Here is a 12,433-nt window from a genome sequence, read left to right on the forward strand (position 1 = left end):
CTTGAGAAGCGCAACGTGCTCAAGTTCAGGCGTGCGGAGCCATCAACCATGGGGACATCTGGTGTGGCCGCTTCAGTTTGCCCAGTTCCGTTGATGATCGCGGCTGATAGACTTTCTTCGATCAAGCGCACGTCGCACGCCTGCTCCAGTGGCATGCCGTCTCACCGCAGCCCAAGCATCTTGTGGGGTAAATCGTGGGGGAAACGCAGGCCTACAACCCCAATAGGCCATGAAAATCAACGACTTGGAGCGCATCTCACGCTTCAGGTGCAGAATATTGAGTAGGAATTCAGGCCGTTTCGCACCACCCCGAATTCACTTCCTAATTACTGCTTTTCAGCAATCCTACGCATATTCAAGCAGCCATATTCCAAAGTTGGCCGTCCGGGTCATGCGAGCCCATCTGGCCGATATCAGAAAAACGCTTCTGTCGCGCAGACTCCTAGCCAGCATCGCCCGATCGCTCAGCCAGGCCAACCGTCCTTGGGATCAGCCTTCTCGGTACCAAGCAACTCGTGATGCAAGTTCTTCGCCAAGGCTGACAGCGCGATGCTTCTCGCGGCCTGCTTGAGCGCCGGCAGATTGCGCTTGACCATCTCTCGCTCGGTCATGGCCGCGCGATTCCAGTTGATGTTGAGCGCGCCCAGTACCTGCCCATGGGCCAGCAACGGGACGGCGATCGCTTGCAACGAGTCGTCGCGCGCCTGCGCGTTGAAGCTGCCACCTCGATACGCTGGGTGCCTCACAGAATAGCCTTTGCGGCGGGCCTCCGCCACGCGCTGCTCCAAGTCGCCCAGCGCCGCCACCTTGGCGTTGTGGATGTCGCGGCCTCGGCGGGCCGCTTCGACGAGTTCTGCCCGGCGCGCCACCGGCAGTGCCGAGAGAAATGCGACGCCTGCGGCCGAACCCAGCAGCGTTACCTTCACTCGCCCGCGCGTGCGGCGCACGTAGAAGCGTGACTGGCGCAGGCTGGATTCGAGCACCGACATGAAGTCGTCGTCGCCCCGATGAACGATCAGGTCGGACGGCCACTCAACTTTCTGGCAGAGCTCGTCCAACGTGGCAGCAGCGACATCGGCCAGCCGCTCGACTGGCTGCATCGCGCTGGCCAGCTCGCGCAATTGCACGGTGTTGCGATAGCGCTGGTCCGTGGTGCTGCGGCGCACCGCTTTGGCGGCGATCAGCGTCTTCAGAATGCGTAGCAGCGTGGGCCCGGAGAGGTCTGTGTCGTGCTGCAGCTCGACCAGCGTAGCGCCGTCAGCATGGGCCTGCAGCGCGCGCAGCACTGCAAAGGCGCGTTCGATGGCTCGGATAGTCTTGACGCTCTCCATATTTCACCCAGTGTAATTCCCCTTGTTTTTTCTGGCCTCCTGTTTCCGTGCGGCCGACACTACGGGCCGACAAGGAGACAGCATGAAATTGATGCGAATGGCCGGATTGAACAGACGCGTTGCGCTGCGCGCGGGCATGATGGGTGCGGTGGCCCTTACGAGCTGGGGAGCGGCGGCCGTGGCCCGGGCTCAGACCGAAATTCAATCCGCGGTGCGCTTGAAACTCGCCACCATTACCACCGGCTTCGCAGTTGGCGGCTCGTCGGACGTCACGGCCCGCCTGCTGGCGGACTACCTGCGCGGCAAATACGCTGCAGCAGTAATCGTAGAGAGCAAAGTCGGTGCAGGCGGCCGCCTGGCCGTCGAGCACGTCAAGGGCGGCGCCACCGATGGCAGCAACCTCCTGGTGAGCCCAAGCGGCATGATGGTGCTCTTCCCGCACATCTACAAGAGCCTGCGCTACGACCCGCTGATGGATTTCGTGCCGATCACGTCGCTGGCGTCGTTCCCCTTCGTGCTGGCCATCAGCACCTTGGTACCGGCCAGCGTGCACACGCTGGCCGACTTCATCGCCTGGTGCAAAGCCAACCCGAAGCAGGCCTCGTTTGGCTCACCGGGTGCGGGCACCAGCGCCCACTTCTCGGGAATCATGCTCGGCCGGCGCGCTGGCATGGAGTACGCGCACGTCGCCTACCGCGGCATGGCGCCGTTGGTACAGGACCTGATGGGCGGCCAAATCGCCTCGGGGGTACTGACACCGGCTGATGCGCTCCCGCTTATGGCCTCAGGCAAACTGCGCTTGATCGCGACCAGCGGAACGTCCCGCTCCCGCTTCATGCCGGACGTGCCGACTTATACCGAACTCGGGTTCCCCGACATCGTGATCGAGGAGTCGTATTCGCTGTACGCGCCCGCGGGCATCCCACCCAACACGGTCGCCCAGCTCGCATCGCTGTCACACCAGATGCTGGCGCGACCAGAAACCCAGGAACGTTTCAGCCAGATGGGCCTGGAGGTCAAGCCGCTCGCACCCGCGCAGTTCCGCGCGACCCTGACGTCGTTGTACGAGCGCTGGGGCGGCATCGCGCGCGCCTCGGGCTTCACCCCGCAAGATTGACCCAAGGAGTTGAGATGGTGGTAGAGAAACAGGCGCTGGGATGGACTTCCCAGCGAGTTCGTGTCGTGGCCGAAGCAGACGTGGTGGTGATCGGTGCCGGGCCAGGTGGGTTCGCCGCAGCGCTCAAGGCACGTCGCGAAGGCTGTACGGTCATCCTGGTCGAGAAATTCGACATGCCGGGCGGCGTGCACACCTCAGGCCTGCAAGGCGCCGCAAACACTGGCGTGGGCGGTATTCACACTGAGTTGATGGAAAGGTTCGACCGCGAAGGCCACATCTATACAGCCGACGAGAAGGAATTGCCCGACTGGGCCGGCAACGCACTGTCGCACTACGACTACTACCTGACGCCGGGCACGCCGTTCAAGCGTGCGTCGTTCAATCCCGACGGTGCGGGCAACGTGATGGTGCGAATGCTCGAAGAGGCTGGCGTGCACGCGATCTATGGTGCGTCCTTCGTCGACGTGGAGATGGAGCAGCATGGGAGCGAGCGCCGCATCACGCATGCGATCATCGAGACGGTCGACGGCCGCAAAGCGATCCGCGGCAAGGTCTTCGTCGAGGGCACAGGCACGTCCGAGGTGGTTGCACGCGCTGGCGCCCCGTTCGTGCGCGGTGGCGGCCGCCAGCCCGAGACAGTGACCACGGACCCTGCGCAGCACCCCATTCCCGGAGGCTTGCTGTGGATCATGAGCGGCATCGACTTTGCCCAAACCGCGGCTTATCAAAAACGAGAGGATGATCCGACTCTCAGCAAGCTGATCAATCAGGCCCGCGCAGTTGGCGACATCCCGCCGATGCTGTACCGGCCGCGCCTTGCCACGCAAGGCGTTTACGGCGACCACTACATTGGCCATCCGACGGTCGACATGAGCCCCATCCAAGGCCCTGGCACCTTCATCATGTGGCAGAACGTGCCCTATGAATGGGCCCTCCACATGGACGACGACGCCGAGCACGCGTCGCGCGCCAAGAAGGAGCTGCGCGCATTGATCGACGCGGAGGCGCGCTTCCTCATCAAGTACGTGCCCGGCTTCCAGAAGGCTTTCATCTCGCACGTCGGCCGCTACGTCGGCGTGCGCGACGGCCGGCATCCGATTGGCGAGTACGTGTTCTCCATCGAAGATGCACGCGAACAGCGGCGATTCCCGGACGCGGTGACCCGGCCGATGACCAAGACCTTCTTCTGGGACGCGTATGCGAAGCACACCTTCGAGGTGCCCTACCGCTGCTTCTTGCCAAAGGAAGTCGACAACCTGCTTCTCACGGGTGCCTCTCTCTCGTTCACGTTCGAGACCATCTTCATGGTGATGCGCAACTTCCCGTGGTGCACCCAGACCGGTGAGATCGCGGGATTGGCCGCGGCGCGGGCTGTCCACCAAGGAATTCCACCGAAGCAGCTCGAGTGGAATGAGCCGCTGTTCTGAGAATCCGAGACGCAATTCTGAAGGAGACAAGATGCTGAAACGACGCCAGTTCTGCCGGGGCGCGGTCAAGGGCGCGATCGCCGCCGCAACGCTTGCCGGCCCCGCCTTCGTGCGAGCCCAGCAACTGCCACAGACTATCAAGATCATCGTGGTGGTGCCGCCCGGTGCCAGCATGGACAACGTCGCACGGCTGGTCGCCGAGCGGCTCAAGGATAGCCTGAAGCGCACGGTCATCGTGGACTACAAGCCCGGCGGCACAGGCCTCGTGGCATCCCAGTTCCTGAAAACCACCGAACCCGATGGCTCGTACGTGATGTTCGCGCCGATCGCGGTGACGGCGTTCTTCCCGTTCCTCTACAGCAAGCTGCCTTACGACGCGGACCGCGACTTGGTGCCGGTCTGCGATGGCGTGCGCATTCCCCATGCGCTGGCCGTCAGTGCGACATCGGGCGTGCAGAACCTACAGCAGTTCCTGGCGGCGGCCAAGGCCGATCCGCTGAAAGCCAGCATCGGCACGTCCAGCATGGGCAGCGTTGGCGCGCTGCTTATGCTGCGGCTGCGCCAGCTCACCGGCATCGACCTGCAGTTGGTCGCTTACAAGGGTGGCCAGCCCCTGCTGTCTGATCTGCTGGGCAACCAGGTGCCGGCGGGCGTTTCGGTCATCTCCGATTACCTCACCCAGCATCGCGCTGGGCGCGTACGTATCATCGCTGCGGGCAGCCCGCAGCGCACGGCGCTTGCCCCCGAGATCCCGACGTTGGTCGAGTCTGGCTTTCCGGACTTGCACGGTGCATCGTCGATCGGCTTCTTCGTGCGCAGCGGCACGCCAGGCGCCTTGGTATCGCGGCTGTCAACAGAGATCAACGCGCTGCTGCAACAGCCGGACACCCGAGCCAGACTCCTACAGATCGGCGCGGAGCCAACGGGCGGCACAGCCGAGGAGTTCCGAAAGCTGGCCCTCACCGAGCGCGCGCGCTGGGAACCTGTCGCGCGTGCCGGAAACATTCATATTGATTGAACACAAAAGTCACCACCGCGCCGTCGCCAGCCTGATCGCTCGTTGTCCGGCGAAACTTGGCTTGGACGGCATCGCAAGCGGAACAGCCTCGCCCTCCAATAGCCCCTCATTCGCGAACGCTCAAGATCAAGGCCTATCCATCAACGCAAACGCTGACCAAGCCGCCATGCCCAGCGCGAGCAGGGTCTTCCAGACTTCCCCATGCGTTCCCCTGTTCAACTGGGCTTCGACTTCGACTCACCCGTCCGTCCTTTCAGCGACGAGTCATGGACGCACTCAACGACTGAGCCCGATGAGGTTTATCGACCACATCGCGACAGAGCTCAAGGTTTGCCGCTTCGACATAATCATGTAAACATGCTCTAAGGGCGAACCAAAGCAGAACGCCCAAGGATCGCCAAGATGGCTACAACTGCACAGGAGAGCAGCAGTTGCCAAGGCATCGCTTTCTGTGGCGCTACCTGATCAATCTGCGCAGCCTCCCGTTGTTCGAACACAGGCAGATCGGCCAGGTCAATCGCGGTGGCACCTCGGTACGCCATGATCCTGGGCATGAAGAACCCCCGCCAGCGATCTTCGAACTGATCCACTGCCTCCATGTAACGTGCATGGCGCTGCGCGTCGATGCCGGCAAGACGGTCTGCGAGCAGCATGAGGGCGAGCGGCGGCGACAGCCAGGCGTCTTTTTCAGCATGCACCGATTGAGCCACCCTCGCCCTTTCGAATTCACGCATCAACGGACGCATGCGCCGCTCCAGCTCATCAAAGCGCGGCATGAAAGTCACGGGCCAAGTCGGCTGAGATGGCGCCATGCCCATGCCGGGCTGATCCCCAGGATGGCGGGCATACCATGCTCGCAAGAGTTCTGCTTCACGCTCTTCCGCGTCTTGCTGCACGGCGCGCAACTCCACAATGGCGGCCAAACGCGAAGGCATTGGTGTCTCGCGTTCTGCCTTCCACGCCAGCGCCGCCGGGACAGCGAAGGTCAGCGTTAACCACAGGCCGAGCGCCCCGATCAGCGCAGCCCCCGAGGAAATGGGCAACAAGGAAAGCGCTCCACCAGCAAGCACCCAGAAGGCGGTGAAAACACCCAGCGCAAACAACCACTGTGCGAACAGGACCCACGCCGCGCCGGCATCCAGAGCAAACGCACATGCCGAACACAGCGCCGCAACTCCGAAGACAACCGCCCAGCGCAATGCCAACGCCATCGCGAACACTCTGCCCAGGCCGACGTTGCACTGCGCGCATACAAGACGCCAGATTCCCTGCTCTCGATCTTCCTGCACCACGCCGGCGGTCAGGGCCAGAGCAGCCAGCGGCACGAGCAGAACGATGATGGCCGGAAAACCTGGCAACCCCGTCCGGGAAAGCCAGGGGTTGGTCAAAGGCCCCGTGACGCGGCCATCGGTGTAGCGGCTCTCCACAGTCCCGCGCACGGCCGTCGGCAATATCTGGTATTGCTGCAAGCCCAACACCAGCGCGCCCGTCGCGGGCAGGCGCGTGGGCGCCAGTTCACCCCGTCCCAATGCGTGCGCCACCAATGCAGCCTTGGCACCTTCGGCGCGGTTGGCGGCCGGGTGCTTGGCTGCGGCCGTCACGGCCTTTTCATACGAAACGCTCCATTGCGCCTGCAACGCAGTCACTTCCGCGCGGTAGCCGCGCACGCCGTGACCGGTCCAGATGGCGCTGGCAAGCAACAGCAGTCCCAATGCGAGCACAATCCAGCGGTAAACCGGGTGAGCAGCAAATCGCCGCCATTCGGCCCCCATGATTCGAGCGGCATTCATGGCTCCACCTTTCTGGCGGCCCAACCCACCGCCGCCGCAGCGGCCACAAGCCAGGCCAGCAGTATCAGCACATCGGGCGCCGCCTGGACCAGGGCGAACGAGGCCTTGGGGATCTGGTAGCGGAACGGGGCCACGGCCTGCCACTGGGCATCATCAGCGTACTTATCTTCCGCCGAGACAAGTCCGCTCCGGGCGCTCTTGTCCCATTCGTCGATCTGTACCGTGAAGTACTCCCGGTACGCTTCGGCCGCCTCCTCGTAGTGGCGCTGGTGCGCCAGATCCGTACCCGCCATGGCCGCTGACAAGCCGCGCATGGGCACCAGCGGGCTGAACAGCCCGGCGGCGCGCACGACATTCTGCTGGACGGCATACTCATCCCACAGTTTGCTGAAGTGCATGGCGTACACGCGAGTGGCATAAGCGTCGCGGAAAATACGGCGTGCCGCGTTGGCGCCAAGCGGCAGATCTTCCAGGCGTGCGACACCGTGTTCCTTGAGCAGTTGGTTCTCGAACGCAGAAAGCCGGCCGGCCGCATCCCCGTCACCTGGCAAACCTTGCTGAATGTCGCGCGCCACCGCCGCTGAAAACGCCTCGCCGCTGGGAACAGGCCGCCACGTCTGCGCAGCCGCTGCGCCGAGCCGCGGGGCGAGCCATGCGAAGACAATCCATGCACCGAGCAATACCAGCAGAGCGCCCCGGCTGGTGCGGGCCCTCGCGGACACGGCAATGGCCAGCGCCGCAAGGATCGCAAAATACGTGAACAGCCCCGCGCCATAAAGCGCGATCCGCACGACACCGTCGGCGCCCTCGTTCCAACCTCCCGCAGGCACCAGCAGCCAGGCCCCTGCCACCCCTGCCGGCAGTAGCAGGAACCCGATGACAAGCATCAGCGCCAGCCACTTCCCAAGCAGCAACGCGCCGGTTCGTACCCCCGCCGCATGCAGCATGCGCAAGGTGCCGGACTCGCGCTCCTGGGTCACTGCGTTGTGACCGAGTCCGATGATGAGCAGCGGCATGAGCACCAGCAGAACGAAAGCAGGCGCCGCTTCGCCCAAGCGGGCGGATGGCGGGTCATCCACGGCAGGCGCATTGCGCGCCAGATTGCGCTTATGCGGCTCCAGCCAGAGCGATTGGCCCACCTGTGCGTTGATACCGGGATCCACGGCGGCCAGCGCCAGCATGGGCTTGAACACATAGATCCCGAAGTGCGCTGCGCGGTGTGGATGCTTCACGCCCTGCTGATCCCATTGCGCTCGCGCCGTGGCCCCGACGGCATCTCGCTCAGCCTGGGCTTTCGCGGCGGCTGATGCCGAAGCGGCCATTACGCCCATGAAGACGCACAACAGCGAAAGGCCGAGCAACAGCAGGCGGCCATCGCGCCAGAATGCGTTCAGCTCCTTTTTCAGCACGAGTCCGATCATGTGGAGAACACCCCGGTATCCGTGAAGCGGTCTGCCGTGACACCGCGCGTATGCGCCAGGTAGATGCGCTCCAGCGCATCGTGGGCTACGCCGTGCGCGGCAAATTCTTCCACCAGACGGCCCTCGCGCAAAATGCCGATGCGGTCGGCGACCTGCTTGGCATTGAACAGATCGTGCGTGGCCATAAGCACGGCCATGCCCCTTTCCCTGGCCGCGCGCACCCGGGCCGCGAAGTCGTTCGCGGCCGAAGGGTCCAGCCCGGAGGTGGGCTCATCGAGCAGCATGGCCTTGGCATGCTTGGCGTGGGCGACCGCCAGCCCCACTTTCTGCCGCATGCCCTTGGAATAGCCCGACGCGCGGCGCGTATGCGCCGCTTGCTGCAGGCCCGCCTGAGACAGCAGTGCGCCAGCCTGGGCCGCATCGATTGAGATGCCCCCCAGGGTGCAGAAGTACCGCAGATTTTCAATGCCGCTGAGATAGGGATACAGCGCGACGTTCTCAGGCAAGTAAGCGAGTTTGCCGCGCGCGCCTTGGGGATCTTGTGACACCGCGATACCGTCAACCCGAAGTTCGCCTGAGGCTGGTTTCACGAAACCCAGAAAGGCGTTGAGCGTGGTGGTCTTGCCCGCGCCGTTGCCTCCGAGAAGCGCGTAAACCGTTCCGGCTGGCACTCTCAGATCAAGCGCATCAATGGTGCGCCGGCCAGCGCGCTCCACAACCAATTGGTGTGCATGCAGGATGGACATCGCCGTGCTCAGAAGAAATAACGGACCGTGGCACCGAAGGCGTAGCGCGGCACTGGCGAGAGCAGAAGGCCGCTGCTCGATCCATAGGCGATCTCGGTTCCAAAGCGGTGCGGCTGCAGCGTCGCGTAGAGCGAGAACTGCATCCTTTTCCAGTCATAAGTCGCCCGCACGTCATACCTCGTATAGACGAGCATGGTGCGCTCCTGTGTCTGCGGCGTGCCCACGTAGTAGGGAATGCCATTGATCAGATAGGCATCCGCATTGAGCGTCAGCTGCCCCTGGCCCAGACGGGCACGGTACTGCACGCCCGCCTTGAACTGGTTCTTGGGAACGGAAAGCTTCGCGCCGGCATTGGGTGCAGGGTTGTTCGCCTTGGCTTCCATGATGCGGCCGTAGCTGGCATAGACGCTGAGAGCTGCGCTGAACTGGTAGCGGGTTTCCAGCTCGAATCCCTTGCGCGTGGTTTCCCCGACGGATTTGTAGGAGCCGTCAGGCTGCACCACGATTTCATCCTCGTTGAGCGTGTAATACACCGCGCCCGAAGTGGTCCATCCCTCAACTGGTACGGCGGTAAAGCCCAGGTCGTAGGAACGTACCTTGGTGGGCGAGACCCGGCTGATCAGCCCGCCCACAGCCCCCAAGGGGCCAGTCGAGCCGCTGCCGCTGATCTGCTCTGCCGCCGGGGATCGAAAGCCCTGGGCCACATTGGCAAATAGATCCAGCTTGGGGGCCACTGACCATACCGCGCCGATCTTGGGTGTGAAAACACCCCCCTCGTAGCGAGTGGACGCCGCGGGCAACTTGCGGTTGCCGATGTCGTAGTCAAACCGGTCATAGCGCAAACCACCCAACAGCTTGAGCGAAGACACCGGGCGGTACTGCGCCTGCGCGAACAAGCCATACGCCAGCAGATCCAGTTCCTGGTTGTTGACATAGTTGTCCGTGGGTTCCCGGTTCAGGTAGATCTGCCGCAGCGCATCGCCCTTGTCACGCCGCAGTTCGGCGCCCACGATGAGCGACGCCTGCTCACCGAACACAAAATTCTGGGCCAGGCGGCCACCGAAGATTTTCCTGTCGTCATAACCCACGGTGTGCTGTGTCGCGCTGGCATTAATGCCCCGGGTGCGTTCGAGCTGCTCCGCATAGGCGGTCAAGTACCACCCTTCTTCTCCATTCGCCGGTGCCCGGTTGAACACCAGGGTATTGCGTTTGCCGCTGCCGAATCCGGGGTTGTTGAACTGCGTCGAGCGCGGATCCAAGCCGCGTTCCAGGTCCGCCAGGGCCAAATAGCCCGCCGCCGCGAAATCGGCCTCGTAATGCGACAGGCGCAGGCTGTACAGGCCGCCTCCGCGCTCGGCGGAGAGTTTCCAGAAAAGGTTGTTCCTTTCGGTACTCGATGCATACCGGTAGCCATCGTTACGGAAAACATCTCCGATCAGCAGGGATTCAAACCCTTCGAACTGATTCGACAGCACCAACGAAGCGCGGCGCAGTCCGTAGCGCTCCACCGAGAATCCGACGCTCGAGGGCGTGGACGCGCCTCCGCGTTTCGTGGTGATGCCGACCGCTCCCGCACGGTTCTGATCGCCGTACAGCGCAGAAATCGGCCCCTTGATCACGTCGATGTGGCCGATCATGTCGGGCGCAAGCCACTCCAGAAAGACAGGCCCGTGTCCAGCGCCGCTCTGGCTGGAAGGAATGTTCTGCGGCACGCCATCAACATAGACCGCCGTGTCGGCGCCATGGGTGCCCTGCGTGGCGAAACCCCGCATCCGAAAGCCGTTGCCTGTCTCGCCTTGATCGATGTTGTTGGCCAACACGCCTGGTACGCGCCGGAAAACATTGGAGATGTCGCGGCCGACATTGGTGCTATCCACGTCATCGCTGGTAATGGCCGTCACCGCCGAAGGCAGCGCCGCGGGTGCGTTGCTGATGCGATGGCGTGCCCCCACCTCTGGAGCCCCACCGCTCTCCCGGGATTCAGCCTTGATGGTCACAGTGGGCAAAGTCGCCTCTTCCGGCTCGGCCGCCTGGGCAACGGTAGCGCCTAGCGCAAGAGGCAGCAAGGTGATTTTTGCGAGGATTCGCGAGCTGCCTTGAGCAATCGGTTGATGGGGTTTCCTGAACATGAAGTCTTATTTATTGATAATGATTTTCCATTATCATATAAAACAAAAGAGGGCTGCGACAATAGACACCATGGAACGCTCCACCCGCCAACGCCACTCGATCCGCTCGGTCTTGGAAGCAGCCGGGCGGCCCTTGCTCCCCTCGGAAATCCTGGCCGAGGCGCAGCGCGATGTGCCTGCCTTGGGGTTGGCCACGGTTTACCGCAACATCAAACAACTGATCGACGCCGGCGAAATTCAGGCCGTTGAACTGCCGGGCGAACACCCGCGTTACGAGTTGGCGGGGCACCAACACCACCATCACTTTCAATGCAGGACATGCGACCGGGTCTTCGACGTCCACGCATGCCCAGGCGATATGCGCAAGTTGGCTCCGCACGGTTTCATCGTGGAAGACCATGAACTCACGCTATACGGCGTATGTGTGGACTGCCAGTCCCGCTCTCGCCAACAAGCGCCCTCTCCCAGCCCTAAGGCCCCCCAGTCATAAGCACGCCGGGCGCGTGCAGGTTTTTTACTTCGGGTTACCAAGGCCATCGATAGCCTGGAAATAATAGGGTTCAGTCGTGCCGCAACAGGCCTTCGAACCATGAGCCAACTTCCCACTCCTCTTGCCGTCTCCAGCATACCCGCCGCCTCAAATGCGGCTGCAGGTGCCACCTCCTCCCGTCTCACGCGTGAAAACCTCCTGTGGTGCACCATCGGCGCTCTGGTGGTCGCGCTGCTGGGCCTGGGCGCTCTGCTCGTGTGGGGCCACACGGCGCCCGCTAGCAGTGGCGCACCGCAAGGCTTGGCCAGTCCTACCATGGCTCCCGCCGTCAACCCGCCCGCCGGTGGCAGTCCGGCCACACGCGAAGGCTGGGCGGATGATGGCCCGATGACACGTCAGCGCCTGGCCGTGGTCAGCGCGCCAGCCGATGCAACAGCGCGTACCGCCGCCATACCTCGCAGCCCGGCGCCGACCCCAGTGCAAAACCATGCGCCAGCCGAAGCCAGTCCAGCTCCGGTGGTACGCGCCCCCGCCGCACCGGTATGCAGTCACTGCGGCACAGTGGAGTCAGTCACTCCGGTAAAGCACGCGGCGCCGTCTACTGGCGTGGGCATGGTAGCTGGTGGAGTGCTCGGCGGCGTACTTGGCAACCAGATCGGCGGCGGGAATGGCCGCACGCTGGCTACCGTGGCAGGTGCGGTAGGCGGTGGCTACGTGGGTAACCAGGTGGAAAAGAACGCGCGCGCCACCACGAGCTACCGCGTAGGCGTGCGCATGGAAGACGGCCGCCTGCGCACCGTGGACCGCGCCAGCCCTGTTGCCGTGGGCACGCCAGTCACACTGAACGGCAACTCATTGCGCGTCGCCGGTAACCATGCGCCCGAGCTGAACCGCCCTGTGCCGCGCGCTCCTTCCTATCCTGCGCCGCAAACCACCTACACTGGGGGCTAAGGTCTCCTTCACT

The 12,433-nt window shown here is 63.4% G+C and carries 10 protein-coding genes; 5 read left to right on the forward strand and 5 right to left on the reverse strand.

The features are described from left to right. Positions 1 to 464: 464 nt before the first annotated feature. Positions 465 to 1,331 (reverse strand): helix-turn-helix domain-containing protein, encoded by an 867-nt coding sequence (locus tag WJU18_RS18795; protein WP_423454696.1) that lies wholly within the window; start codon positions 1,329 to 1,331, stop codon positions 465 to 467. Between the two features lie 82 nt (positions 1,332 to 1,413). Here WJU18_RS18795 and WJU18_RS18800 point away from each other — a divergent pair, with 82 nt between their 5' ends. Genes WJU18_RS18800 through WJU18_RS18810 form a run of 3 tightly spaced genes read left to right on the forward strand, consistent with a single transcriptional unit; the run spans position 1,414 to position 4,893 of the window. Next, positions 1,414 to 2,448, forward strand: a complete 1,035-nt coding sequence (locus WJU18_RS18800; protein ID WP_423454698.1) for a tripartite tricarboxylate transporter substrate-binding protein — start codon at positions 1,414 to 1,416, stop codon at positions 2,446 to 2,448. Positions 2,449 to 2,462: 14 nt separating this feature from the next. Continuing rightward, a complete protein-coding gene (locus WJU18_RS18805) occupies positions 2,463 to 3,875 on the forward strand; it encodes an FAD-dependent oxidoreductase (protein WP_423454699.1) in 1,413 nt (470 codons plus the stop codon). Positions 3,876 to 3,906: 31 nt separating this feature from the next. After that, the gene (locus WJU18_RS18810; protein WP_423454701.1) at positions 3,907 to 4,893 is read left to right on the forward strand and encodes a Bug family tripartite tricarboxylate transporter substrate binding protein; all 987 of its coding nucleotides are present in this window, start codon (positions 3,907 to 3,909) and stop codon (positions 4,891 to 4,893) included. Positions 4,894 to 5,255: 362 nt separating this feature from the next. Here the strand turns inward: WJU18_RS18810 and WJU18_RS18815 are convergent, their stop codons facing one another. Genes WJU18_RS18815 through WJU18_RS18830 form a run of 4 tightly spaced genes read right to left on the reverse strand, consistent with a single transcriptional unit; the run spans position 5,256 to position 10,979 of the window. Beyond that, a complete protein-coding gene (locus WJU18_RS18815; protein WP_423454703.1) occupies positions 5,256 to 6,683 on the reverse strand; it encodes a DUF3526 domain-containing protein in 1,428 nt (475 codons plus the stop codon). Further along, the gene (locus tag WJU18_RS18820; RefSeq protein WP_423454705.1) at positions 6,680 to 8,104 is read right to left on the reverse strand and encodes a DUF3526 domain-containing protein; all 1,425 of its coding nucleotides are present in this window, start codon (positions 8,102 to 8,104) and stop codon (positions 6,680 to 6,682) included. The genes WJU18_RS18815 and WJU18_RS18820 overlap by 4 nt, the downstream gene beginning before the upstream one ends. Next, on the reverse strand, positions 8,101 to 8,850 hold the full coding sequence (locus tag WJU18_RS18825; RefSeq protein WP_423454707.1) for an ABC transporter ATP-binding protein: 750 nt from the start codon (positions 8,848 to 8,850) through the stop codon (positions 8,101 to 8,103). Before WJU18_RS18825 ends, WJU18_RS18820 begins: the two co-directional genes overlap by 4 nt. 8 nt (positions 8,851 to 8,858) lie before the next feature. Next, positions 8,859 to 10,979 (reverse strand): TonB-dependent receptor, encoded by a 2,121-nt coding sequence (locus tag WJU18_RS18830; protein WP_423454709.1) that lies wholly within the window; start codon positions 10,977 to 10,979, stop codon positions 8,859 to 8,861. A 70-nt stretch (positions 10,980 to 11,049) separates the two neighbouring features. Here WJU18_RS18830 and WJU18_RS18835 point away from each other — a divergent pair, with 70 nt between their 5' ends. Continuing rightward, complete coding sequence (locus tag WJU18_RS18835; RefSeq protein ID WP_423454711.1) at positions 11,050 to 11,469, forward strand: Fur family transcriptional regulator; 420 nt, start codon at positions 11,050 to 11,052, stop codon at positions 11,467 to 11,469. Between the two features lie 99 nt (positions 11,470 to 11,568). Further along, on the forward strand, positions 11,569 to 12,420 hold the full coding sequence (locus WJU18_RS18840; protein WP_423454713.1) for a glycine zipper 2TM domain-containing protein: 852 nt from the start codon (positions 11,569 to 11,571) through the stop codon (positions 12,418 to 12,420). The last annotated feature ends 13 nt before the right edge of the window (positions 12,421 to 12,433 follow it).

Origin of the sequence: Ottowia sp. VDI28, assembly GCF_049532675.1 — a bacterium.
Lineage (GTDB): Bacteria > Pseudomonadota > Gammaproteobacteria > Burkholderiales > Burkholderiaceae_C > Ottowia.

Bases quoted from the DNA above. Each gene is read 5' to 3' on its own strand.
- WJU18_RS18795 (WP_423454696.1), bottom strand. From the start codon at position 1,331: ATGGAGAGCGTCAAGACTATCCGAGCCATCGAACGCGCCTTTGCAGTG.
- WJU18_RS18825 (WP_423454707.1), bottom strand. From the start codon at position 8,850: ATGTCCATCCTGCATGCACACCAATTGGTTGTGGAGCGCGCTGGCCGG.
- WJU18_RS18820 (WP_423454705.1), bottom strand. From the start codon at position 8,104: ATGATCGGACTCGTGCTGAAAAAGGAGCTGAACGCATTCTGGCGCGAT.
- WJU18_RS18810 (WP_423454701.1), top strand. From the start codon at position 3,907: ATGCTGAAACGACGCCAGTTCTGCCGGGGCGCGGTCAAGGGCGCGATC.
- WJU18_RS18830 (WP_423454709.1), bottom strand. From the start codon at position 10,979: ATGTTCAGGAAACCCCATCAACCGATTGCTCAAGGCAGCTCGCGAATC.
- WJU18_RS18835 (WP_423454711.1), top strand. From the start codon at position 11,050: ATGGAACGCTCCACCCGCCAACGCCACTCGATCCGCTCGGTCTTGGAA.
- WJU18_RS18815 (WP_423454703.1), bottom strand. From the start codon at position 6,683: ATGAATGCCGCTCGAATCATGGGGGCCGAATGGCGGCGATTTGCTGCT.
- WJU18_RS18805 (WP_423454699.1), top strand. From the start codon at position 2,463: ATGGTGGTAGAGAAACAGGCGCTGGGATGGACTTCCCAGCGAGTTCGT.
- WJU18_RS18840 (WP_423454713.1), top strand. From the start codon at position 11,569: ATGAGCCAACTTCCCACTCCTCTTGCCGTCTCCAGCATACCCGCCGCC.
- WJU18_RS18800 (WP_423454698.1), top strand. From the start codon at position 1,414: ATGAAATTGATGCGAATGGCCGGATTGAACAGACGCGTTGCGCTGCGC.